23 protein-coding genes and 1 pseudogene are annotated in these 22819 nt (G+C 59.3%); 16 read left to right on the forward strand and 8 right to left on the reverse strand.

All coding sequences use genetic code 11. The features are described from left to right. Positions 1-9: 9 nt before the first annotated feature. Both dinD and AB1E37_RS00090 read left to right on the forward strand, forming a co-directional pair. Positions 10-834, forward strand: a pseudogene (gene dinD, locus AB1E37_RS00085) (DNA damage-inducible protein D). A 101-nt stretch (positions 835-935) separates the two neighbouring features. Next, positions 936-2597, forward strand: coding sequence for a putative transporter (locus AB1E37_RS00090; RefSeq protein ID WP_015959172.1), 1662 nt, complete (start codon positions 936-938; stop codon positions 2595-2597). On the opposite strand, the gene AB1E37_RS00095 is transcribed toward AB1E37_RS00090, so the two are convergent. Next, a complete protein-coding gene (locus AB1E37_RS00095) occupies positions 2589-3311 on the reverse strand; it encodes a GntR family transcriptional regulator (RefSeq protein WP_016946142.1) in 723 nt (240 codons plus the stop codon). The two genes, AB1E37_RS00090 and AB1E37_RS00095, sit on opposite strands and share 9 nt — an antisense overlap. Positions 3312-3609: 298 nt before the next feature. On the opposite strand from AB1E37_RS00095, the gene AB1E37_RS00100 reads away from it, so the two are divergent. The 5 genes from AB1E37_RS00100 (at position 3610) to AB1E37_RS00120 (ending at position 7849) form a co-directional block, all read left to right on the forward strand. Further along, complete coding sequence (locus AB1E37_RS00100) at positions 3610-5232, forward strand: alpha-glucoside-specific PTS transporter subunit IIBC (RefSeq protein ID WP_002923307.1); 1623 nt, start codon at positions 3610-3612, stop codon at positions 5230-5232. Next, the gene (locus tag AB1E37_RS00105; protein ID WP_002923306.1) at positions 5229-6551 is read left to right on the forward strand and encodes a 6-phospho-alpha-glucosidase; all 1323 of its coding nucleotides are present in this window, start codon (positions 5229-5231) and stop codon (positions 6549-6551) included. The genes AB1E37_RS00100 and AB1E37_RS00105 overlap by 4 nt, the downstream gene beginning before the upstream one ends. 101 nt (positions 6552-6652) lie before the next feature. Next, on the forward strand, positions 6653-7000 hold the full coding sequence (locus AB1E37_RS00110) for a YidH family protein (RefSeq protein ID WP_032447960.1): 348 nt from the start codon (positions 6653-6655) through the stop codon (positions 6998-7000). Next, a complete protein-coding gene (locus AB1E37_RS00115) occupies positions 6990-7352 on the forward strand; it encodes a DUF202 domain-containing protein (protein ID WP_002923304.1) in 363 nt (120 codons plus the stop codon). Before AB1E37_RS00110 ends, AB1E37_RS00115 begins: the two co-directional genes overlap by 11 nt. 74 nt (positions 7353-7426) lie before the next feature. Beyond that, entirely contained in the window at positions 7427-7849 is a 423-nt protein-coding gene (locus tag AB1E37_RS00120) for a hypothetical protein (RefSeq protein WP_032447959.1), read from the forward strand. 3 nt (positions 7850-7852) lie between these two features. On the opposite strand, the gene dsdA is transcribed toward AB1E37_RS00120, so the two are convergent. Next, positions 7853-9181 (reverse strand): D-serine ammonia-lyase, encoded by a 1329-nt coding sequence (gene dsdA / locus AB1E37_RS00125; protein WP_032447958.1) that lies wholly within the window; start codon positions 9179-9181, stop codon positions 7853-7855. 17 nt (positions 9182-9198) lie between these two features. After that, positions 9199-10536: a D-serine transporter DsdX gene (gene dsdX / locus AB1E37_RS00130; RefSeq protein WP_032447957.1), complete on the reverse strand. Its 1338-nt coding sequence runs from the start codon at positions 10534-10536 to the stop codon at positions 9199-9201. Between the two features lie 91 nt (positions 10537-10627). Here dsdX and AB1E37_RS00135 point away from each other — a divergent pair, with 91 nt between their 5' ends. Together AB1E37_RS00135 and dsdC are read left to right on the forward strand one after the other, a co-directional pair. Next, a complete protein-coding gene (locus AB1E37_RS00135) occupies positions 10628-10762 on the forward strand; it encodes a hypothetical protein (RefSeq protein WP_004145063.1) in 135 nt (44 codons plus the stop codon). Further along, a complete protein-coding gene (gene dsdC, locus AB1E37_RS00140) occupies positions 10762-11685 on the forward strand; it encodes a DNA-binding transcriptional regulator DsdC (protein ID WP_004150274.1) in 924 nt (307 codons plus the stop codon). Before AB1E37_RS00135 ends, dsdC begins: the two co-directional genes overlap by 1 nt. A gap of 159 nt (positions 11686-11844) precedes the next feature. Here the strand turns inward: dsdC and emrD are convergent, their stop codons facing one another. From emrD to AB1E37_RS00165, 5 genes are all read right to left on the reverse strand, one after another. Further along, positions 11845-13029 (reverse strand): multidrug efflux MFS transporter EmrD, encoded by a 1185-nt coding sequence (gene emrD / locus AB1E37_RS00145; RefSeq protein ID WP_004181587.1) that lies wholly within the window; start codon positions 13027-13029, stop codon positions 11845-11847. A gap of 175 nt (positions 13030-13204) precedes the next feature. Continuing rightward, a complete protein-coding gene (locus AB1E37_RS00150) occupies positions 13205-14038 on the reverse strand; it encodes a DMT family transporter (RefSeq protein ID WP_002923296.1) in 834 nt (277 codons plus the stop codon). A gap of 67 nt (positions 14039-14105) precedes the next feature. Continuing rightward, positions 14106-14552, reverse strand: coding sequence for a GNAT family N-acetyltransferase (locus AB1E37_RS00155; RefSeq protein ID WP_002923294.1), 447 nt, complete (start codon positions 14550-14552; stop codon positions 14106-14108). A gap of 90 nt (positions 14553-14642) precedes the next feature. Next, positions 14643-14762, reverse strand: coding sequence for a type I toxin-antitoxin system toxin TisB (gene tisB / locus AB1E37_RS00160; RefSeq protein ID WP_004145059.1), 120 nt, complete (start codon positions 14760-14762; stop codon positions 14643-14645). 452 nt (positions 14763-15214) lie between these two features. Next, positions 15215-15382, reverse strand: coding sequence for a hypothetical protein (locus AB1E37_RS00165; RefSeq protein ID WP_004150272.1), 168 nt, complete (start codon positions 15380-15382; stop codon positions 15215-15217). Between the two features lie 12 nt (positions 15383-15394). Between AB1E37_RS00165 and ivbL the strand changes: the two genes are divergently transcribed. From ivbL to uhpT, 7 genes are all read left to right on the forward strand, one after another. Then, positions 15395-15490 (forward strand): ilvB operon leader peptide IvbL, encoded by a 96-nt coding sequence (gene ivbL, locus AB1E37_RS00170; protein WP_002923286.1) that lies wholly within the window; start codon positions 15395-15397, stop codon positions 15488-15490. Positions 15491-15594: 104 nt separating this feature from the next. Beyond that, the gene (ilvB, locus tag AB1E37_RS00175) at positions 15595-17283 is read left to right on the forward strand and encodes an acetolactate synthase large subunit (protein WP_004173858.1); all 1689 of its coding nucleotides are present in this window, start codon (positions 15595-15597) and stop codon (positions 17281-17283) included. A gap of 3 nt (positions 17284-17286) precedes the next feature. After that, entirely contained in the window at positions 17287-17574 is a 288-nt protein-coding gene (gene ilvN / locus AB1E37_RS00180) for an acetolactate synthase small subunit (protein WP_002923283.1), read from the forward strand. Between the two features lie 150 nt (positions 17575-17724). Beyond that, positions 17725-18318: a transcriptional regulator UhpA gene (gene uhpA, locus AB1E37_RS00185; protein ID WP_002923282.1), complete on the forward strand. Its 594-nt coding sequence runs from the start codon at positions 17725-17727 to the stop codon at positions 18316-18318. Positions 18319-18335: 17 nt separating this feature from the next. Continuing rightward, the gene (gene uhpB, locus AB1E37_RS00190) at positions 18336-19817 is read left to right on the forward strand and encodes a signal transduction histidine-protein kinase/phosphatase UhpB (RefSeq protein WP_020324525.1); all 1482 of its coding nucleotides are present in this window, start codon (positions 18336-18338) and stop codon (positions 19815-19817) included. A gap of 11 nt (positions 19818-19828) precedes the next feature. Further along, entirely contained in the window at positions 19829-21157 is a 1329-nt protein-coding gene (locus AB1E37_RS00195; protein ID WP_004145056.1) for an MFS transporter, read from the forward strand. A 145-nt stretch (positions 21158-21302) separates the two neighbouring features. Continuing rightward, positions 21303-22694, forward strand: coding sequence for a hexose-6-phosphate:phosphate antiporter (gene uhpT, locus AB1E37_RS00200; protein ID WP_002923280.1), 1392 nt, complete (start codon positions 21303-21305; stop codon positions 22692-22694). The last annotated feature ends 125 nt before the right edge of the window (positions 22695-22819 follow it).

Genomic DNA, 22819 nt, shown 5'->3' on the forward strand with positions numbered 1-22819 from the left:
GGATACGTTATGAACGAACAGCAGCCATTTGAAGCGATTAGAAAGAGCGATGAGGCGGGGCGGGAGTATTGGTCTGCCCGCAACCTTGGTCCCCTGCTTGACTATAAAGAGTGGCGGAATTTTTATAAGGTCATTGCAAAAGCGATAATTTCATGTGAGGCGAGTGGTCATCCCTCGGCAGACCATTTTGTTGAAACCAACAAAATGGTCGAATTAGGTTCTGGCGCCAGCAGGAATCTTGAAGATTTCCACCTCTCACGCTACGCCTGCTATCTGGTAGTGCAAAATGGCGATCCGTCGAAACCGGTGATTGCTGCGGGGCAAACGTACTTTGCCTTGCAAACCCGGCGCCAGGAATTGCAAGATGATCAAATATTTAAGTCTCTACGAGAGGATGAAAAGTGACTGTTCCTGCACAATGAGCTCAAAGAGCATAATAAACATCTGGTTGAAACGGCCCAACGTGCTGGTGTTGAGACGACTCTTGATTTTGCTGTCTTTCAAAACCATGGTTATAAAGGTCTCTATGGTGGTCTTGACCAAAAAGCAATCCATGAGCGTAAGGGCCTAAAGAAAAGCCAAAAAATACTCGACTATATGGGATCGACTGAGCTCGCGGCCAACCTGTTTCGTGCTACCCAAACGGAAGAAAAACTACGTCGGGACGTGGTTGATTCGAAGCAACTCGCCAACAAAACGCATTATGACGTAGGGCAAAAAGTACGCCAGACTATTAAAGACCTGGGTGGCACTATGCCTGAAGCACTTCCTTCCCCGGAGAAAAGTATTCAGCAACTCACTATCGCAGCGAAAAATAAGAACGCGCCTGAGTAGCGTATCTTACTCCATGATTATTGTGCGCCAGGCGGCATACAACCCACCTGGCAGCGGTCATAATCCCTGTAGTTAATGGTGTTATTCACAGGGACGGTACCATGAGTGAGATAGCATTGACGGTCAGCGTGCTGGCGCTGGTGGCGGTGGTTGGGTTGTGGATCGGCAATGTCAAAATCCGCGGCGTCGGCTTTGGTATTGGCGGCGTGTTATTTGGCGGCATTATCGTCGGCCACTTTGTCGATCAGGCGGGTGTCGCCCTCAGCAGCCCGATGCTGCATTTTATTCAGGAATTCGGCTTGATCCTGTTTGTCTACACCATCGGCATCCAGGTGGGACCGGGCTTTTTCGCCTCGCTGCGGGTCTCTGGCCTGCGGCTCAATCTGTTCGCTATCCTTATCGTTATCCTCGGCGGCCTGGTGACCGCGGTGCTGCATAAGCTGTTCAATATTCCTCTCCCGGTGGTGCTCGGTATCTTCTCCGGTGCGGTGACCAACACGCCAGCGCTGGGGGCCGGGCAGCAAATTCTGCGCGATCTGGGGGTGCCGTTCGAGGTGGTTGATCAGATGGGGATGAGCTACGCGATGGCGTATCCGTTCGGCATCTGCGGCATTCTGCTGACCATGTGGCTGGTGCGTCTGTTCTTTCGCATCAATGTCGAGAAAGAGGCCCAGCGGTTTGAGGAGAGCAGCGGTAACGGCCACGCCCATTTACACACCATCAACGTGCGGGTGGAAAACCCCAACCTCAACCAGATGGCGATTCAGGATGTGCCGATGCTCAACAACGACAACATCGTCTGTTCGCGGCTGAAACGCGGTGAGCTGTTGATGGTGCCTGCGCCGGGCACCCTTATCCAGGCTGGCGACCTGCTGCACCTGGTGGGGCGACCTGAGGATTTGCACAATGCGCAGCTGGTGATAGGCCAGGAGGTGGCGACCTCGCTGTCGACGCGCGGCACCGATCTGAAAGTGGAGCGGGTGGTGGTCACTAACGAAAAAGTGCTGGGGAAGAAAATACGCGATCTGCACGTCAAACAGCGCTATGACGTAGTGATCTCCCGGCTTAACCGGGCAGGCGTCGAGCTGGTAGCCAGCAGCAGCGCCAGCCTGCAGTTTGGTGACATCCTCAACCTGGTCGGCCGTCCGGAGGCAATTGACGCCGTGGCCGCCGAACTGGGTAACGCTCAGCAGAAGCTGCAGCAGGTCCAGATGCTGCCGGTGTTTATCGGCATCGGACTCGGGGTACTGCTGGGATCTATCCCGTTGTTTATTCCCGGCTTCCCTGCAGCATTGAAGCTGGGACTGGCCGGTGGGCCGCTGATTATGGCGCTGATCCTTGGGCGTATCGGCAGTATCGGCAAGCTGTACTGGTTTATGCCGCCGAGCGCCAACCTGGCGCTGCGCGAGCTGGGGATCGTGCTGTTTCTGGCGGTGGTCGGGCTAAAATCGGGGGGTGACTTTGTCGCCACCCTGACCCAGGGCGATGGTCTGAGCTGGATCGCTTACGGTATTTTCATCACCGCCATCCCGCTGCTGACGGTGGGCGTCCTCGCGCGCATGCTGGCGAAAATGAACTATCTGACGCTGTGCGGCATGCTGGCCGGCTCCATGACCGACCCGCCGGCGCTGGCCTTCGCCAACAACCTGCACGCCACCAGCGGCGCAGCGGCGCTCTCGTATGCCACCGTCTATCCGCTGGTGATGTTCCTGCGCATTATCACCCCGCAGCTACTCGCCGTGCTGTTCTGGGGGCTAAGCTAGCGGGCTTTGCGCCTGGACGCGGCGCAGGTGATAGTCCACCTGATACTCGCTGGCGTTGCGGAACATGACCGAATAGTTAAGAAACTCGCCGCTGTCGCTGTAGGAAAGGGAGGTAATACGCAGCAGCGGCGTCTGCTCCGGGATGTTCATTGAGCGCGCCAGCTGCTTGTCCGCCAGCACCGGCGTCAGCGTTTCATAGTTCCCGCTGATGATGATCCCGCACTCTTTCTCAATATAATCAAATTTCGACCCTTCCAGATGACTCAGCGACAGGTTGCGGAACAGCTTCACCGGCATATAGCTATCCTCCAGCATCAGCGGCTTGCCGTCGACGTAGCGCACCCGCCGTGAGAAGTAGATCCGTTCATCAATTTTAATCCGCAGCAGACTGGCGATGGCCGGCGGGGCGGGCATCACCTCGAAGGCCAGCACCTGACTCACCACCTCTTTACCCTGCTTGCGCAGCACTTCCGCCAGGCCGGTCAGATTGCTGGTTTCATGATGGACGTCTTTACGCGCCACGTAAGTTCCCGAGCCGTGGCGACGCACAACCAATCCCCAGTCCACCAGCAGATCGATGGCTTTGCGAATAGTCATGCGCGCCACTCCGAACTCCTCGGCCAGTTTTTTCTCTCCTGGTAGCGGGCTGCCGATGGCGAAGTCGGCGGAATTCAGCCGCAGCCGCAGGCGGTCAGCAATGGATTTGTAGATCACCAGTAGTCCTCTTGTGCAGGAAAAGGGGATGTCGCTTTGTCCTCTTTTTTCTAAAAAAGTAGGTTAATTACAATCAATTAAGACACATTCATTTAGTTAATTTCGCTGCCTGACTTATCGATGTCTAACTTTTGTTATCGAAGTAGACAACTTTGGCCAAATTAAAACCATGAATGGGATCACGAATCGCAACGGCGCGGCATGTTGTCGGACGGGCAAATTTTTATTCTCCAGTCAGGCCGGTAATCAAGAAAAAGAAGGCCACTCACCCTACGAGTTGTTACATGAGGATTTCCCAATGCTCAGTCAAATACAACGCTTTGGCGGCGCCATGTTTACCCCGGTTTTATTGTTCCCTTTTGCCGGAATTGTGGTTGGTATCGCCATCATGCTGCGCAACCCGATGTTCGTCGGCGAAGCGCTGACCGCACCCGACAGCCTGTTTGCCCAGATCGTTCACATCATTGAGGAGGGCGGCTGGACCGTCTTTCGTAATATGCCGCTGATTTTCGCCGTCGGTCTGCCGATCGGCCTGGCGAAACAGGCCCAGGGCCGGGCCTGTCTGGCGGTGCTGGTGAGCTTTCTCACCTGGAACTACTTTATCAACGCCATGGGGATGACCTGGGGCCACTTCTTCGGCGTCGATTTTTCCGCTGAACCCACGGCCGGCAGCGGCCTGACGATGATTGCCGGGATTAAAACCCTCGACACCAGCATTATCGGCGCCATCGTCATCTCCGGTCTGGTGACGGCCCTGCACAATCGCTATTTCGATAAACCCCTGCCGGTATTCCTCGGCATCTTTCAGGGTTCATCGTTTGTGGTCATTGTCGCCTTCCTCGCGATGATCCCTTGCGCCTGGCTGACCCTGCTCGGCTGGCCAAAGGTCCAGCTGGGTATTGAATCGCTGCAGGCCTTTCTGCGCTCAGCCGGGGCGCTTGGGGTGTGGGTTTACATCTTCCTTGAGCGCATCCTGATCCCCACCGGCCTGCACCACTTCGTCTATGGCCCGTTCATCTTTGGCCCGGCGGTGGTGGAGGGCGGACTGCAGGTCTACTGGGCAGAGCATCTGCAGGCGTTCAGTCAGAGTACGGAACCGCTGAAGACGCTGTTCCCGGAGGGCGGCTTTGCCCTGCACGGTAACTCGAAAGTGTTTGGTTCGGTGGGGATTGCGCTGGCGCTCTACTTCACTGCCGCGCCGGAAAACCGCGTCAAGGTCGCCGGCCTGCTCATCCCCGCCACCCTGACCGCGATGCTGGTCGGGATCACTGAGCCGCTGGAGTTCACCTTCCTCTTCATCTCGCCGCTGCTGTTCGCCGTTCACGCGGTGCTGGCGGCGACCATGGCGACGGTGATGTACATCTGCGGCGTGGTGGGCAACTTCGGCGGCGGCCTGCTCGATCAATTCTTGCCGCAAAACTGGATCCCAATGTTCCATCACCACGCTTCGATGATGTTCATTCAGATAGGCATCGGCCTCTGTTTCACCGCCCTCTACTTCGTAGTCTTCCGTACCCTGATCCTGCGTCTGAACCTGAAGACGCCTGGCCGGGAAGAGAGCGAAATCAAGCTCTACAGCAAGGCCGATTACCAGGCGGCACGAGGTAAAACCACGGCCGCCGCCGCGCCAGAGACCCGGCTGGGTCAGGCCGCTGGCTTCCTGCAGGCCCTCGGCGGCGCCGACAACATTGAAAGCATCAACAACTGCGCCACCCGACTGCGCATCGCGCTGGTCGATATGGCGAAAACGCAAAGTGACGACGTCTTTAAAGCGCTGGGCGCCCACGGGGTAGTACGCCGCGGCAACGGGATTCAGGTCATCGTCGGCCTGCACGTTCCCCAGGTGCGCGACCAGCTGGAAAACCTGATGAAAGATTCTCTTTCGACCGAACATACCACCATGACGGAGGCAGTATCATGAAAAAATTCTCAGTTGTTATCGCAGGCGGCGGCAGCACCTTCACCCCGGGCATTGTCCTGATGCTGCTGGCAAACCAGGATCGTTTTCCGCTGCGGTCGCTGAAATTTTATGACAACGACGGCGCGCGGCAGGAGACCATCGCCGAGGCGTGCAAAGTGATCCTCAAAGAGCAGGCACCGGAGATTGAGTTCAGCTATACCACCGATCCGCAGGCGGCGTTTACCGATGTTGATTTTGTCATGGCGCATATCCGCGTCGGGAAATATCCGATGCGTGAACAGGATGAGAAAATCCCGCTACGCCACGGCGTGCTGGGCCAGGAGACCTGCGGACCGGGCGGGATCGCCTACGGTATGCGCTCTATCGGCGGCGTGCTGGAGCTGGTGGATTATATGGAAAAATATTCGCCGAACGCCTGGATGCTTAACTACTCCAACCCGGCGGCGATTGTGGCGGAAGCCACTCGTCGTCTGCGGCCGAACGCCAAAATCCTCAACATCTGCGATATGCCGATCGGCATTGAAGGGCGGATGGCGCAGATTGTCGGCCTCAAAGACCGTAAACAGATGCGCGTGCGCTACTACGGCCTCAACCACTTCGGCTGGTGGACGTCGATTGAGGACCTCGACGGCAATGATTTGATGCCGAAACTGCGCGAATATGTGGCGAAATACGGCTATGTGCCGCCCTCGAACGATCCGCACACCGAGGCCAGCTGGAACGACACCTTTGCCAAAGCGAAAGATGTGCAGGCGCTGGATCCGCAGACCATGCCGAACACCTACCTGAAATATTATCTGTTCCCGGACTATGTGGTAGCCCACTCCAACCCGGAACGCACCCGCGCCAATGAGGTGATGGATCATCGGGAGAAAAACGTCTTCAGCGCCTGCCGGGCGATCATCGCCGCCGGGAAATCCACCGCCGGCGATCTGGAGATTGACGAGCATGCCTCCTATATCGTCGATCTGGCGACGGCTATCGCCTTTAACACGCAGGAAAGGATGCTGCTGATTGTGCCGAACAATGGCGCGATCCATAACTTTGACGCCGACGCGATGGTGGAGATCCCTTGTCTGGTAGGCCACAACGGACCGGAGCCGCTGACGGTAGGCGACATCCCGCATTTCCAGAAAGGGCTGATGAGCCAGCAGGTGGCAGTGGAAAAACTGGTGGTCGATGCCTGGGAACAGCGCTCGTACCACAAGCTGTGGCAGGCGATTACCCTGTCGAAAACCGTGCCGAGCGCCTCGGTGGCGAAAGCGATCCTCGACGACCTCATTGCCGCCAACAAAGATTACTGGCCTGAGCTGCATTAATCCCCGTTGTAATACCGGCGCCCTGCGGGGCGCCGGTTCTTCTCCCCGGTTCCTGATTTACGCTATGCTGAAGCCTGCAGCGCGATGAACAAGGAACTGTAATGAAAATCTCCCGCCTCGGCGAAGCGCCGGATTACCGCTTTTCGCTGGCTAACGAACGCACCTTTCTGGCATGGATCCGCACGGCGCTCGGTTTTCTCGCCGCCGGCGTCGGCCTTGACCAGTTAGCGCCGGACTTTGCCACGCCGCTGATCCGTGAAATTCTCGCCCTGCTGCTGTGTCTCTTTGCCGGCGGCATGGCCATCTATGGCTATCTGCGCTGGCTGAATAACGAGAAGGCGATGCGCCTCAAGCAGGACCTTCCCTATACCCGCACGCTGCTGGTGATTAGCATTCTGCTGCTGGCGGTGGTGGGCGCGGTGATGCTGCTGGTGGTGTATGGCGGATAAACGCCGGGCGCGGCGGGAAAGCGATCCCGGTCTTCAGCCAGAGCGCACCTCGCTGGCCTGGTTTCGCACCCTGTTGGGCTACGGCGCGCTGATGGCGCTGGCGATTAAGCACAGCTGGCACCGCGCCGGCCTGCCGTTCTGGCTGTCGATCGGCGTGCTGGCGATTGTGGCGGTGATCCTCTGGGGCTATACCCGCCGTCGTCATCTGATGGACGTCGACGATAGCGATTTTTTACAGCCGCGGGCGGTTCGTGACAAATTTTTGATCGCACTCGCAGTACTTTCTCTGGCATTCCTGTTTGCTGTTACTCACCTTCAACCGATCGTTTTATTCATTAGGGATATGTCATGACAGGATGTCCGGCGAATTTGCCTCTCACTCATGCCCCCGGCCAGCAACATGACACTCCCTTTCAGGCTGTCGTGGTGGAGGCGCATCATTGCCATCAACCGCAGGCGTTCTATGCACAGCTTCGTCAACAGGGGCTCACCGCTATCCATTTTATTCCGCAGCTGGCGGCCGGCGACGCCGCGCTTTGGGGAGAGTTTCTCTGCGCAGTCTTTCACCGCTGGGTGCGGGAAGATATTGGGCGCATCAATATTTTACTTTTTAGCGAGACGCTGAGCGCCTGGTGCGGGGAGACGCTGACCCAGCCAGACGCGCCGGCGGCCAACAGCGCCTGCTACGGCTGCCCGTGGCTGCGCCTGTGCCGCTGTGGCGAACAGGAAGACCCGCTGTGCGCGGGTTACCGGCAGTTCTACGATTTTAGCGGGCCTTATATGCGAGTGATGCGGGACCTGCGGCGACAGCAGCGGCCGCCAGAGGCGCTGATGCCGCTGCTGCGCTAAAGATTAGCGCCCCTTCGCCAGGTACTGCGCCATCTCCTCTTCCGGCACCATGCCGCCGCCGGTGGCCCACACCAGGTGGGTGGCCTGCTGCAGCTGTTGCTCACCCAGCCCCTGCAGCTGATGGTACGCTTTGCTGGCGCAGACGCGCTGCGGTCCGGCCATCCCGGCCAGCGCGGAGGGTTCAAGGCGGATATTTTCCGCTGCCGCCAGCCAGCCCAGCATGTCATACATCGTCTGGTCGTCAAGGGTATAGAACCCGTCGAGCAGGCGCTCCATTGCCCGGCCAACGAACCCGGACGCCCTGCCGACCGCCAGACCGTCGGCCGCGGTCAGGTTATCAATGCCTAAATCCTGCACCGCTATCTGGTCGTGGAGCCCGGTATAGACGCCGAGCAGCATACATGGCGAATGGGTCGGTTCGGCGAACAGGCAGTGAACGTGTTCGCCGAAGGCCAGCTTCAGGCCAAATGCCACGCCGCCGGGGCCGCCGCCGACGCCGCACGGCAGATAGACGAACAGCGGATGATCGGCATCGACCACGCGTCCTGCTTGCGCGAACTGCGCTTTCAGGCGCTCGCCGGCTACAGCATAGCCGAGGAACAGCGTGCGCGAGTTTTCATCATCGATAAAAAAGCAGTTCGGGTCGGATTCCGCTGCCTTGCGCCCCTGTTCGACCGCCACGCCATAGTCCTCTTCATACTCAACCACCGTTACGCCGTGGCTGCGCAGTTTGGCTTTTTTCCACGCCCTGGCATCGGCGGACATATGCACCGTGACTTGAAAACCAATGCGCGCGCTCATGATGCCGATCGACATCCCAAGGTTGCCGGTGGAGCCGACGGCGATGCTGAACTGGCTAAAGAACTGTTTAAACTCCGGCGTCAGCAATTTGCGATAATCGTCTGCGGTCGTCAGCAGCCCGGCTTCCAGCGCCAGCTTTTCCGCATGGGTCAGCACTTCATAAATCCCACCGCGCGCTTTGATTGATCCGGAGATCGGCAGATGGCTGTCTTTTTTCAGCAGCAGTTCGCCGCTAATTGGCTGGCCGAATTTTTGCTCAAGGCTGCGTTTCATTGCCGGAATGGCAACCACTTCTGATTCGATAATCCCGCCGCTCGCGGCGGTTTCCGGGAAGGCTGCCGCCAGATAGGGCGCGAAGCGCTGAAGGCGGGCATGGGCGTCTTGCACATCGTCGGCGGTCAGACCGACGTAAGGCAACCCCTCCGCCAGGGTGGTGGTTGCCGGGTTAAACCAGGTGGTTTCTTTCAGGGCGATCAGATCCTGCACAAGCGGGAAGGTCGCGGTTAAGGTGGTCAGGTCAGCGTGTTTCATCATACGTCTCTTTGCGCTCAGATAATGAAAGAAAGCAGGAAGGTGGCGGCCAGTGCAAGTAGCGACGCGATAAATGTCGCTGTCGTGTAGTACTTGAACGTTTCACTGAGGCTGGCGCCGCAGTACTGTTTTACCAGCCAGAACAGGGAATCGGTGACGATCGTGCAGCCAATGGCGCCGGAACCGATGGCAATGGCGATGATCTCCGGGCTTACGCCGGGATAAAGCGGCAGCATCGGGGTAACGATGGCGGTAGCGCCCATCATCGCCACGGTGGCGGAGCCAACGGCGGCGTGCAGGATAAGCGCCACCAGCCAGGCCAGCAAAATCGGGTGCATATCAAGGTTCGACAGGATCACCGCGAGGCTATCGGCCAGGCCGCTGGATTTCAAAATCGCGTTGAATGCGCCGCCGGCGCCGATAATCAGCAGGATGTTGGCGATGGAACCAAAGCCGTTTTCGGTATGAGTCAGCAGAACGCCCATCCCCATTTGCCGACGGATGCCGAGCATGTAATAGGCGACAAAGACGGCGATAAACATCGCGGTGATGGGGTTGCCGATAAATTCCAGCACTGTATACAGCGTGCCGCCTTTCGCCATATTCAGTTCAGCGACGGTTTTCACCAGCATCAGGCCAATCGGTAACAGCACGGTAAACAGCGTAGCGCCGAGCGACGGCAGCGTCGATTCTTCGCGAACGTCGAGGTTGGAAAACTCGGCTGGCACTGGTTTAAACGGCAGGCGGTTGCCGAGCAGCCTGAGGAACAGCGGGCCGCCGACCAGCGAGGCGATCAGACCGACCAGCAGGCCATAGACGATAACCGTCCCGATGTCAGCCCCCAGTTTATTCGCCACGAACAGCGCGGCCGGATGCGGCGGTACCACGCAGTGCACCGCCATCAGCGCGGTACACAGCGGAATAGCCAGTTTCAGCAGCGAAGTATTGGTTTTTTTGGCGATGGAGAATGCCAGCGGGATCAGCAGCACCACCCCGACTTCGACAAACAGGGTAATGCCGCAGATCAGGCCGACCAGCACCATAATCACATCCGCCGACAGCCAGCGGCAGCGCTGGAGCGTCAGGCCGATGCGCTCCGCCGCGCCGGAGACCTCCATCATCTTGCCGAGAATGGTGCCGAGACCGATCACCGCCGCCAGGAAGCCCAGCGTACCGCCGATCCCGCTCTCAATGGCGTTGACCATCTCCAGCGGGCCCATTCCCATCATCGCCCCAACGAAAAAGCTTGCCAGCAGCAGCGCCAGAAACGGATGAAACTTCAGTTTGACGATGGTTAATACAATTAACACGATGCTAATCAGCAATGTGCTCACAACCCAAATTTGCGATTCCATACCCCACCTCGCCGTAAGTAACGTGTGGTTATTGAACAGAAACTCGGCATGGGCTGACAAACGATATAAATGACCTTTCAGATGAGCCAGATTGAATCAAAAAGGTGATTTAGCTCTAAAAGTGACCTCTAAATATGCTATGGGTCAAATTAACTCATCCTTTAGCGGAAGTTCCGGCGTTATTTTTTTATCATCCAGACTCCCTTTTATCGCCAGGAGCGCATAGTGGATGTGCTAAAAACCTTAGGTACCCGGTTGCTGAACGGCTGGCAACTCTCCAGGCTGTCGACATTTGAGGTGGCGGCGCGGCACGAGTCGTTCGCCCTTGCCGCCGACGAGCTGGCGCTCACCCCAAGCGCCGTCAGTCACCGGATTAATCAGCTGGAAGAGGAGCTGGGGATCCAGCTCTTTGTCCGCTCGCACCGCAAAGTGGAGCTGACGCGTGAAGGGAAGCGCGTTTACTGGGCGCTGAAGGCGTCGCTGGATGGTCTCAATCAGGAGATTCTGGACATCAAAAACCAGGAGCTCTCCGGCAGTCTGACGGTCTACTCGCGGCCCTCTATCGCCCAGTGCTGGCTGGTGCCGGCGCTGGGGGATTTCAGTCGCCGCTACCCGGCCATCTCGCTGACCGTGCTGACCGGCAACGATAACGTCAACCTGCAGCGGGCGGGTATCGATCTGGCAATCTATTTTGATGACGCGCCGTCGTCGCAGCTAAGCCACCATTTTCTGATGGATGAGGCGATCGTGCCGGTATGTACGCCGTATTACGCCCGCCAGCTGCAGTTAACGTCAAATCCTGCCAGTCTGCGCCACTGTACGCTGCTTCACGATCGCCAGGCATGGAGCAATGATTCCGGCACCGATGAATGGTTCAGTTGGGCACAACAATTTGGGATTGAACTGCCGCAATCGTCGGGCATTGGCTTCGATCGTTCTGATTTAGCGGTGATTGCGGCGATGAATCATGTCGGGGTAGCGATGGGGCGTAAACGGCTGGTGCAGAAGCGGCTGGAGAGTGGGGAGTTGATCGCCCCGTTCGGCGATATGACGCTGAAATGCCATCAGCACTACTATGTGACCACCCTGCCGGGCCGTCAGTGGCCGAAAATCGACGCCTTTATCGAGTGGCTGCATAGCCTGACCTGAAAAAGAGCCGGGCTATCCCTCGGAGTTGTTGGGCAGGCCGGGTAAGGCGTGAGCCGCCACCCGGCAAAATGACGGCACTGCGCATGCGCGGGCCGGCAGACGACCAGTCCGGTAGCCCGGATAAGGCGTCAGCCGCCATCCGGGGAACGGCCGCCGCGCTTATACCGGCTGCTGATGGTGGGTAAAGCGCGAGGCCAGCGGCAGCCAGCACAGCAGAATCAACAGGCCCATCAGCATCATCAGCAGGCCGAGGCTGCCCTGACCGGTTTGCGGCATCATCGCCGACAGCCAGGCCAGCACGCCGGAGCCGATATTCTGCAAGCCGCCCACCAGCGCCCCGGCGGTTCCGGCGAGGAACGGGAACGGCTCCATCGCGCCGCTGGTGGCCAGCGGGAACAACATCCCGGCGCCGAAGAAGAACAGCGCCGCAGGCACCAGCAGGGTCCAGACGGTCATGATGCCCAGCAGTCCAGGGATCCACATCATCAGACCCGCCAGCAGGCAGCAGATCACCGACTGCCACATCAGGGTCGGGAAACGCTTGTTGGGGCGGCCGGCAAACCACGCCCCGAAGAACGCCGCCGGGATCGGCAGAATAAACAGAATACTCACCGCCATGCTGCTCAGGCCGAGCACCGCGCCCATCAGCACCCCGGAGCAGGCTTCGAATACCGCAATCCCCGCCAGGCCGCCGATCAGCATCAGCAGATAGCAGTTAAAGGCGCCGGTGCCGAACAGCGTTTTGTAGCTGGCCAGAAGTTTGGTGCGCGGCGCCCCTTCCGGGCGCGTTTCCGGCATCCACTTCGCCATGCTGAAGGTCACCCCGGCGCACAGGACCAGCAGGAAAGCGTAGCAGGCGCGCCAGCTCCACAGGGTGTCGAGGATGCCGCCGAGCAGCGGGGCAATCAGCGGGCTGACCAGAATACCCATATTTAACAGGCTATTGGCATGACGCAGCTGAGCGCCTTCGTACAGGTCGCGGGGCAGGGTACGCGCCATCACGCCGCCGACCCCGGTGCCCATCCCCTGCATGGCGCTGGCGGCGATCAGCACTGGCAGGCTATGGGTGGTAATAGCTACCAGCGTCGCCAGCATAAAAATCGACATCCCGACGAGGATCACCGGTCGGCGACCGACGCGGTCAGAGAGCGGGCCGTAGAACAGCTGTGAAATACCGTAGGTCAGCAGATAGGCCGCCATCACGCTTTGTACCGCCCCTTCGCGGACGTTCAGCGCGACCGCCATGTCGGCGATGGCCGGAATATAAATGGTCTGCGCCATCTGGCCGACGGCCACCAGCAGTACCAGCATCAACAACAAATTGAAGTTCTTATGCCGTTTCATGTCGATGAATACTTTGTGAGTAAAGAGAAATGAAGAATATGTGACTGGCACATCCCGTAAACGATGGAGGAATCTACCATATTAAAATGACAGAACAACTGCAAAGTGCCGATTGTTGAGGGAATTCCAGGCAGATTATGTAAACAGGAACGGCAACTAATGTTGCCATCTCAGGCTACGCCAGGCGCAGGAGGATCGCCCCGGCGGCAATCCCGCAGGCGGCCACGATGCGCAGCGGCATCAGTTGCTCTTTCAGGACGATAAAGGCGATCAGCGCGCCGAAGAGAATGGAGGTTTCACGCAGCGCGGCGACCACCGCCAGCGGGGCCTGGGTCATCGCCCATAGCGCCAGGCCGTAGGAGCCCATGGTGCCGATCCCGCCGAGGATGCCTTTTTTCCAGTGCTGACGTAAATAACGACTGGCCTCACGCCGTCGCGCCACCATCGCCCAGCACAGCAGGCAGAAGCCGTTCATAAAAAAGGTCCACAGGGTGTAGCCCAGCGCCGAGCCCGCCAGCCGGACGCCGGTGCCGTCCACCAGCGTATAACCGGCGATAAAGCAGGCGTTGATCAGCGCCAGCACGATGCCTTTGCGCGAGCTGGCGCGGCCGTTAAAGGCCATCGCCAGAATCGCCAGGCAGATGACGCCTATGCCCAGCCAGGCCAGCGGCGACAGACGATCGCCGAGGAACAGCACGCTTATCGCCGCCACCAGCAGCGGCGCAGTGCCGCGCATCAGCGGATAGGTCTGGCTCATATCCGATACCTGGTAGGTCTTCGCCACCAGCACCGTATACACCACCTGTAACGCGCACGACGCCAGCAGATAGGGGGCGCTGACCAGCGCGGGCTGCGGGGCAAAGGGGAGCATCACCAGGGCGATCAGCGCGGCCGAGCCGCTGACGCCGATCGCCGCGTACATTTTATCGCCGCTGGCTTTGACGATAGCGTTCCAGCTGGCGTGCAGCAGGGCGGCGAACAGCAAAATGCAGAATACGGTGAGGGTCATCGCAGACAGGTTCAACAGTGAAGGTCACCGGAATGTAACACGCGCCCGCGCTGCCTGCCAGCGGGGGTTAAAGCGAACAAAACAGGCGATGCGTCACCCGCGGTTCATCGTACACCGGGCGAAAACCAAGCCTTTCATAAAAGGGCCAGGCCTGCGCCGGGGCATGGGTGTTGAGAAAGTCGAACCAGGCGCTGGAGTGGGTGATAACCGAGACCAGCAGCTGCTGGCCGATGCCCCGGCGACGATAGCGTTCGCTGATGTAGAGGTGGCGAATGCGCCCGGCCCGCGGCTGCGGACTGAAGGGATCGCTATTGATGCCGCATACCCCTACCAGCTGGTGGTTGACGAAGGCGCCCAGCAGCGTTTCGCCCGGCGCGTTAAAGCGGTTTTTGCCGCTCTGCCAGTTTTCCGCCAGGCGGCGCAGCATATTGAAATGCTGTTCAAGGCTTTCAATTCGTAGCGCCGCGAACCCCGGGGCATCCGGCGTCGTGGCGGCAATTAACAGGGGTGGCATAGCTTCCTCCATCAAGTCATCCCGGGACGCCCGGCGGGCGCCTGCAGGGGGGCGGTTTCCCGCCCCCCTCAGGTGCGACTTGAACCTGAATCAGCGGAACTGTTTCAGGACTGCATCAAGTAGTTGCAACACAGCAACCATGAGTTTCAGGATCAAAATAATAATATCCATTCCGCCCATACGCGCGTCTCCTGTGGTTAAGGAGCACAATAAGCTGACGTACCTTTCCGCTGCCCGTTGCCAGCTTATCCCTGCCTGTCGCCGGCGGCGTCTGCCCTGGCCGATAGTTCGTCCTTTCCATGAACGGCTTCCCGGCCCGCCGCCTGCAACGACAGGGGTGCGCAGCGCTGAACCACGCGTTGCCGCGCGGGCCAGTGACTGCACGTTGTTGACGTAACACAGTGTGCTCTCTCGGGGTTAAGGCACTGACGGCACCACCCGTTTCAGCCAGGACTTCGTTGCGCCGGTCAAACTTGCGGCCCCCGAATGGCACAAAGTGAACACACCCAGTATAGATAAATACTGTATGGATGAACAGTATTTTTTGGACAAATCCGCCCCTCTCATCCATACTCTATGACAGAGAAAAACCGACCTTAAATTGCGCGAACTGCAGCGATCGCGTATACTTTTGGCGTTGACGTAATACAGTGTGCTTGCGGCTACCACCTGTAACCATGCTGATAAAAACCTCGCTCCGGCGGGGTTTTTTGTTTTCTGTCCTTTTGCGCCGAACTGTGATCTTTCGCGCAAATTTTCGTGGATGAAAATAAATCCATTGTGAAAACGTAAAACCTGTGTTTGTATAAATTCAGCTTATTTTTCGACACAACAGGTCCCTAATGAACGCAACCCTGATCGCTTCGACCCTACTAAAAACCGCGCCAGCCGCGGTGGTCGTCGTGTCTGTGGTGGTCGTCGTCGGCAATGCGCCGTAGGGTCCGGAACAACACGAATTCCAAACCCCGCCGGCGCAAACCGAGCGGGGTTTTTTGTTGGCGAGCCCCCCGGTAAAGTCGGCCCAGAAGAAAAGGACTGGAGCATGGCAAGTTCGGGCACCACATCAAACACAATGCGCTTTACCGGCGCGCAGCTGGTTGTTCATTTACTGGAGCGCCAGGGTATCACTATGGTCAGCGGCATTCCGGGCGGCTCCATCCTGCCTATCTACGATGCCTTAAGCCAGAGCACGCAAATCCGCCACATCCTGGCGCGCCACGAGCAGGGCGCGGGCTTTATCGCCCAGGGGATGGCGCGTACCGAAGGCAAGCCGGCGGTCTGTATGGCCTGCAGCGGCCCGGGGGCGACGAACCTGGTGACGGCGATCGCCGATGCCCGCCTGGATTCGATTCCGCTGGTCTGCATCACCGGCCAGGTACCGGCCTCGATGATCGGTACCGACGCCTTCCAGGAAGTGGACACCTACGGCATCTCTATCCCCATCACCAAACATAACTATCTGGTGCGCGACATTGCCGAGCTGCCGCAGGTGATCAGCGACGCCTTCCGTATTGCCCAGTCCGGGCGTCCCGGGCCGGTGTGGATAGACATTCCTAAGGACGTGCAGTCGGCGACCATTGAGCTGGAAGCGCTGCCTGAGCCTGGCGAGCGCGCCCCGGCACCGGCATTCGCGCCTGAAAGCGTGCGTGAAGCGGCGGCAATGATCAACGCGGCGAAACGCCCGGTACTGTATCTGGGCGGCGGGGTGATTAACGCGCCGCAGGCGATCCGTGAGCTGGCGGAAAAAGCCAACCTGCCGACCACCATGACCTTAATGGCGCTGGGCATGCTGCCGAAGGCGCACCCGCTGTCGCTGGGGATGCTGGGGATGCACGGCGCGCGCAGCACCAACTTCATTCTGCAGGAGGCGGATTTACTGATTGTTTTAGGCGCCCGTTTTGATGACCGGGCGATTGGCAAGACCGAGCAGTTCTGCCCGAACGCGAAGATTATCCACGTCGATATCGACCGCGCCGAACTGGGCAAAATTAAGCAACCGCACGTGGCGATTCAGGGCGATGTGGCGGAAGTCTTAGCCCAGCTGAACCCGCAGATTGAGGCGCAGCCGCGCGAGGAATGGCGCCAGCTGGTGGCCGACTTGCAGCGCGAATTCCCCTGCGCCATCCCGCAGGAAAGCGACCCGCTCTCCCATTACGGCCTGATTAACGCCGTGGCCGCCTGCGTGGATGATGAAGCGATCATTACTACCGACGTTGGCCAGCACCAGATGTGGACGGCGCAGGCCTACCCGCTCAATCGTCCGCGCCAGTGGCTGACCTCCGGCGGCCTCGGCACCATGGGCTTCGGCCTGCCGGCGGCGATCGGCGCGGCGCTGGCGAATCCGCAGCGCAAGGTTATCTGCTTCTCCGGCGACGGCAGCCTGATGATGAATATTCAGGAGATGGCCACCGCCGCCGAAAATCAGCTGGATGTAAAAATTATCCTGCTGAACAACGAAGCGCTGGGGCTGGTGCACCAGCAGCAGAGCCTGTTCTATCAGCAGGGCGTTTTTGCCGCCACCTATCCGGGGATGATTAACTTTATGCAGATTGCCGCCGGTTTTGGCCTGCAAACCTGTGATTTAAATAATGAAGTCGATCCGCAGGCGGCGCTGCAGGCGATCATCGACCGTCCGGGGCCGGCGCTGATCCACGTGCGCATCGACGCACAGCAGAAAGTGTATCCGATGGTACCGCCGGGTGCGGCCAATACTGAAATGGTGGGGGAATAAGCCATGCAAAAACAATGTGATAACGTCATTCTGGAACTCACCGTCCGCAACCATCCCGGCGTCATGACCCACGTGTGCGGGCTTTTTGCCCGTCGCGCGTTTAACGTCGAAGGCATTCTCTGTCTGCCAATTCAGGGCAGCGAACACAGCCGCATCTGGCTCCTGGTAAATGATGACCAGCGACTGGGGCAGATGATTAGCCAGATTGAAAAGCTGGAAGATGTCACCAAAGTGGCGCGTAACCAGTCCGATCCCACCATGTTTAACAAAATTGCGGTGTTCTTCGAATAGCGCTCAAGGCTTGAACAGCCACGCGCTTATCGCTAAGGTAAGCGCCTTTGCCGGATGACGCTGCGCTTATCCGGCCTACAGGCAGTGAATCCGTAGGCCGGATAAGGCGTTTACGCCGCCATCCGGCGTTTTCAGGCACCAGGACACACCATGACCACCATCGCCCTTATTGACGATCATTTGATTGTCCGCTCCGGCTTTGCTCAGCTGCTGGGGCTGGAAGCTGATTTTCAGGTTGTCGCCGAATTTGGTAGCGGCCGCGAGGCGCTGACGGGGCTACCGGGGCGCGGCGTGCAGGTCTGTATCTGCGATATCTCAATGCCGGATATTTCCGGGCTGGAGCTGCTCAGCCAGCTACCGAAGGGGATGGCGACCATCATGCTGTCGGTACACGATAGCCCGGCGCTGATCGAGCAGGCGTTGAACGCCGGCGCGCGCGGCTTCCTGTCGAAACGCTGCAGCCCCGATGAACTTATCGCCGCGGTACGCACGGTGGCGGCGGGCGGTTGCTATCTCACGCCGGATATCGCCATGAAGCTGGCCGCCGGGCGCCAGGATCCGCTCACCAAACGCGAGCGTCAGGTGGCGGAAAAGCTGGCGCAGGGCATGGCGGTGAAAGAGATTGCCGCCGAGCTCGGTCTGTCGCCGAAAACCGTCCACGTACACCGCGCCAACCTGCTGGAAAAGCTGGGCGTCAGCAACGACGTTGAGCTGGCGCGCCGCATGTTCGATAGCTGGCAATGAAGGCCGTCGTCTCACGATTGCTGTCGGTCATCGGCTGCGCCTTTATCTTCGCGGCCGCCTGGTTCTGCCTGTGGAGCATCAGTCTGCATCTGGTGGAACGCGCGGATTTAGCGGTGCTGCTGTTTCCCTTTGGCCTGCGGCTGGGGTTAATGCTGCAATGCCCCCGCGGCTACTGGCCAGTGCTGCTGGGAACCGAGTGGCTGCTTATCTTCTGGCTGGCGCAGGAGGTGGCGCTGGCGCACCCGATAATTTTGATGACCGGAAGCCTGCTGACTCTGCTGCCGGTGGCGTTGATCTCGCGCTACCGGCAGCAGCGCGACTGGCTGACGCTGTTGCGTCAGGGCGGGGCGTTAATGGCCGCCGCGCTGCTGCAATCGCTGCCGTGGCTGGCGGAGGGGGACGAGGGGCTTAACGCCCTGCTGTTGACGCTGACCGGCGGCCTGACGCTGGCGCCGACCTGCCTGGTTTTCTGGCACTATCTTACCAGCACCGTCTGGCGGCCGCTGGGGCCGGCGCTGGTGGCGCAGCCGGTTAACTGGCGCGGGCGGCATCTGATCTGGTATCTGCTGTTATTCACCATTAGCCTGTGGCTGCAGCTTGGCCTGCCCGCCGAGCTCTCCCGCTTTACCCCGTTTTGTCTGGCGCTGCCGATTATCGCCCTCGCCTGGCACTACGGCTGGCAGGGAGCGCTGATCGCCACCCTGATGAACGCTATCGCCTTGATTGCCAGCCAGACCTGGCACGATCACCCGGTCGATTTATTGCTTTCCCTGCTGGCACAGAGCCTCACCGGGCTGCTGTTGGGGGCGGGGATCCAGCGGCTACGCGAGCTGAATCAGTCATTACAAAGCGAGCTGGCGCGTAATCGTCGGCTGGCGGAACGCCTGCTGGAGACCGAAGAGAGCGTGCGGCGAGACGTCGCCCGCGAGCTCCATGATGATATCGGCCAGACCATCACCGCGATCCGCACCCAGGCCGGGATCGTACAGCGGCTGGCGCCGGACAACGCCAGCGTGCGCCAGAGCGGTCAGCTGATAGAACAGCTGTCGCTGGGAGTTTACGACTCGGTGCGTAGACTGCTAGGCCGTCTGCGTCCGCGTCAGCTCGACGACCTGCCGCTGGAGCAGGCGGTACGTTCGTTGATGCGCGAGATGGAGCTGGAGGACCGCGGCATTGTCAGCCATCTCGACTGGCGGATTAACGAGGCGGGACTGAGCGAGAACCAGCGCGTGACGCTGTTTCGCGTTTGCCAGGAGGGGCTGAATAATATCGTCAAGCACGCCAGCGCCAGCGCTGTCACTCTGCAGGGCTGGCAGCAGGATGAGCGACTAATGCTGGTGCTGGAAGATGACGGTTGCGGCCTGCCGCCGGGGTCGAATCTGCAGGGGTTCGGCCTGACCGGCATGCGCGAGCGCGTGACCGCCCTGGGCGGCACACTGACGATCTCCTGCACCCATGGTACCCGGGTGTGCGTCAATCTACCGCTGCGTTACGCCTGAGAGGATCGCCGATGTTCGCCTTTTTAAAAGCCCCGCCGGACGCTGCGCCGATTAGCGATAAACGCGAGCTTGATGCGCGTTATCGCTACTGGCGTCGCCATATCCTGTTGACCATCTGGCTGGGCTACGCGCTGTTCTATTTCACCCGCAAAAGCTTTAACGCCGCGGTCCCGGAAATTCTCGCCAGCAACGTCCTGACCCGCAGCGATATTGGCCTGCTGGCCACGCTGTTCTATATCACCTACGGACTGTCGAAATTTTTCTCCGGTATCGTCAGCGACCGCTCCGACGCCCGCTATTTTATGGGGCTGGGGCTTATCGCCACCGGGGTGGTGAATATTCTGTTCGGTTTTTCTTCCTCACTATGGGCTTTCGCGCTGCTGTGGGCGCTGAATGCCTTCTTCCAGGGCTGGGGCTCGCCGGTGTGCGCCCGACTGCTGACGGCCTGGTATTCGCGGACCGAGCGCGGCGGCTGGTGGGCGCTATGGAATACGGCGCATAACGTCGGCGGCGCGCTGATCCCGATGGTGGTGGGCGCGGCGGCGCTGCACTACGGCTGGCGTGCCGGGATGACCATCGCCGGCTGTCTGGCGATCCTCGCCGGACTGTATCTGTGCTGGCGGCTGCGCGATCGCCCGCAGGCGGTGGGGTTACCCGCCGTGGGCGACTGGCGTCACGATGCGCTGGAAATCGCCCAGCAGCAGGAAGGCGCTGGGATGTCTCGTAAAGCGATCCTGACCCGCTACGTGCTGGCCAATCCCTACATCTGGCTGCTGTCGTTGTGCTATGTGCTGGTGTACGTGGTGCGGGCGGCGATTAACGACTGGGGCAATCTGTATATGTCGGAGACGCTAGGCGTCGATCTGGTGACCGCTAACTCGGCGGTGACCATGTTTGAGCTGGGCGGTTTTATCGGCGCGCTGGTGGCGGGGTGGGGCTCGGATAAGCTGTTTAACGGCAACCGTGGGCCGATGAACCTGATTTTCGCCGCCGGAATTTTGCTGTCGGTTGGCGGCCTGTGGCTGATGCCGTTCGCCAGCTATGTCATGCAGGCGGCCTGCTTCTTCACTACCGGTTTCTTCGTTTTCGGCCCGCAGATGCTGATCGGCATGGCGGCGGCGGAATGTTCGCATAAAGAAGCCGCCGGGGCGGCAACCGGGTTTGTCGGCCTGTTCGCTTATCTTGGCGCCTCGCTTTCCGGCTGGCCGCTGGCGCAGGTGATGGATATCTGGCACTGGACCGGATTCTTCGTGGTGATTGCGATTGCCGCCGGCATTTCCGCGCTGCTGCTGCTGCCGTTTTTAAACGCGCAGGCGCCGCGTACCGCCAGCGAAGCGTGATGTAGCTCACCCTTTCGCCGCGAACGGGGCAAAACTAAGAAATTTTCCCGGTTTTACCTGGACGCCGTCTCAGGCCAGACGGCGCGCTGGTTTTTACAATGCCTGGTTATTACGCAGGCATAAAAAATCAGCTCAGGAGATACCCATGCTGGCCTTTCTGAATCAGGTGCGCAAGCCGACCCTGGATCTGCCGCTCGATGTGCGGCGCAAAATGTGGTTCAAACCTTTCATGCAGTCCTATCTGGTGGTTTTCATCGGCTACCTGACCATGTACCTGATCCGCAAGAACTTTAACATCGCGCAGAACGACATGATCTCCACCTACGGGTTGAGCATGACGCAGCTGGGGATGATTGGCCTGGGCTTCTCCATCACCTACGGCGTGGGCAAGACGCTGGTCTCTTATTATGCCGACGGTAAAAACACCAAGCAGTTCCTGCCGTTTATGCTGATCCTCTCCGCCATCTGTATGCTGGGCTTTAGCGCCAGCATGGGGGCGGGTTCTACCAGCCTGTTCCTGATGATCGCCTTCTATGCGCTGAGCGGTTTCTTCCAGAGCACCGGCGGCTCGTGCAGCTATTCCACCATCACCAAGTGGACGCCCAGACGCAAACGCGGCACTTTCCTCGGCTTCTGGAATATCTCCCACAACCTCGGCGGCGCGGGCGCGGCGGGCGTGGCGCTGTTTGGCGCCAACTATCTGTTCGACGGCCATGTGATCGGCATGTTTATCTTCCCGTCGATTATTGCGCTGATCGTTGGCTTTATCGGCCTGCGCTACGGTAGCGACTCTCCGGAATCCTACGGCCTCGGCACGGCGGAAGAGCTGTTTGGCGAAGCGATCAGCGAAGAGGACAAAGAGACCGAAGAAAATGCGATGACCAAGTGGCAGATCTTTGTTGAGTACGTGCTGAAAAACAAAGTGATCTGGCTGCTGTGCTTCTCCAACATCTTCCTCTACGTGGTGCGTATCGGTATCGATCAGTGGTCCACCGTGTACGCCTTCCAGGAGCTGAAGCTGTCGAAAGAGGTGGCGATTCAGGGCTTTACCCTGTTTGAGGTCGGCGCGCTGGTCGGCACGCTGCTGTGGGGCTGGCTGTCGGATCTGGCCAACGGTCGCCGCGCGCTGGTGGCCTGCATCGCGCTGGCGCTGATTATCGCCACCCTCGGGGTTTACCAACATGCCAGCAACCAGTACGTCTATCTGGCCTCGTTGTTTGCGCTGGGCTTCCTGGTGTTTGGTCCGCAGCTGTTGATCGGCGTCGCCGCCGTCGGTTTCGTACCGAAAAAAGCGATCGGCGCCGCCGATGGGATCAAGGGCACCTTCGCCTATCTGATCGGCGATAGCTTCGCCAAACTGGGTCTTGGGATGATCGCCGACGGCACCCCGGTCTTCGGCCTGACCGGCTGGGCCGGCACCTTTGCGGCGCTGGACGCCGCCGCCGTCGGCTGTATCTGCCTGATGGCCATCGTGGCTATCTTTGAAGAGCGTAAAATTCGCCGCGAGAAAAAGAACCGTATTTTGCAGACCGCCTGATTCACCAGGTATTTGGTAACCTTGCCCGGCCTTCGCGCCGGGCTTTTTTATTTCTTGCGCATTATGCCAGGTCCGACAGTCGACAGCAGGCAAATTCCCATTATGATAGTCAGGCTGCGATTGGA

The organism is Klebsiella sp. Shm-1, assembly GCF_040804525.1.
In the GTDB taxonomy this organism is placed as follows: Bacteria; Pseudomonadota; Gammaproteobacteria; order Enterobacterales; family Enterobacteriaceae; genus Klebsiella; species Klebsiella pneumoniae.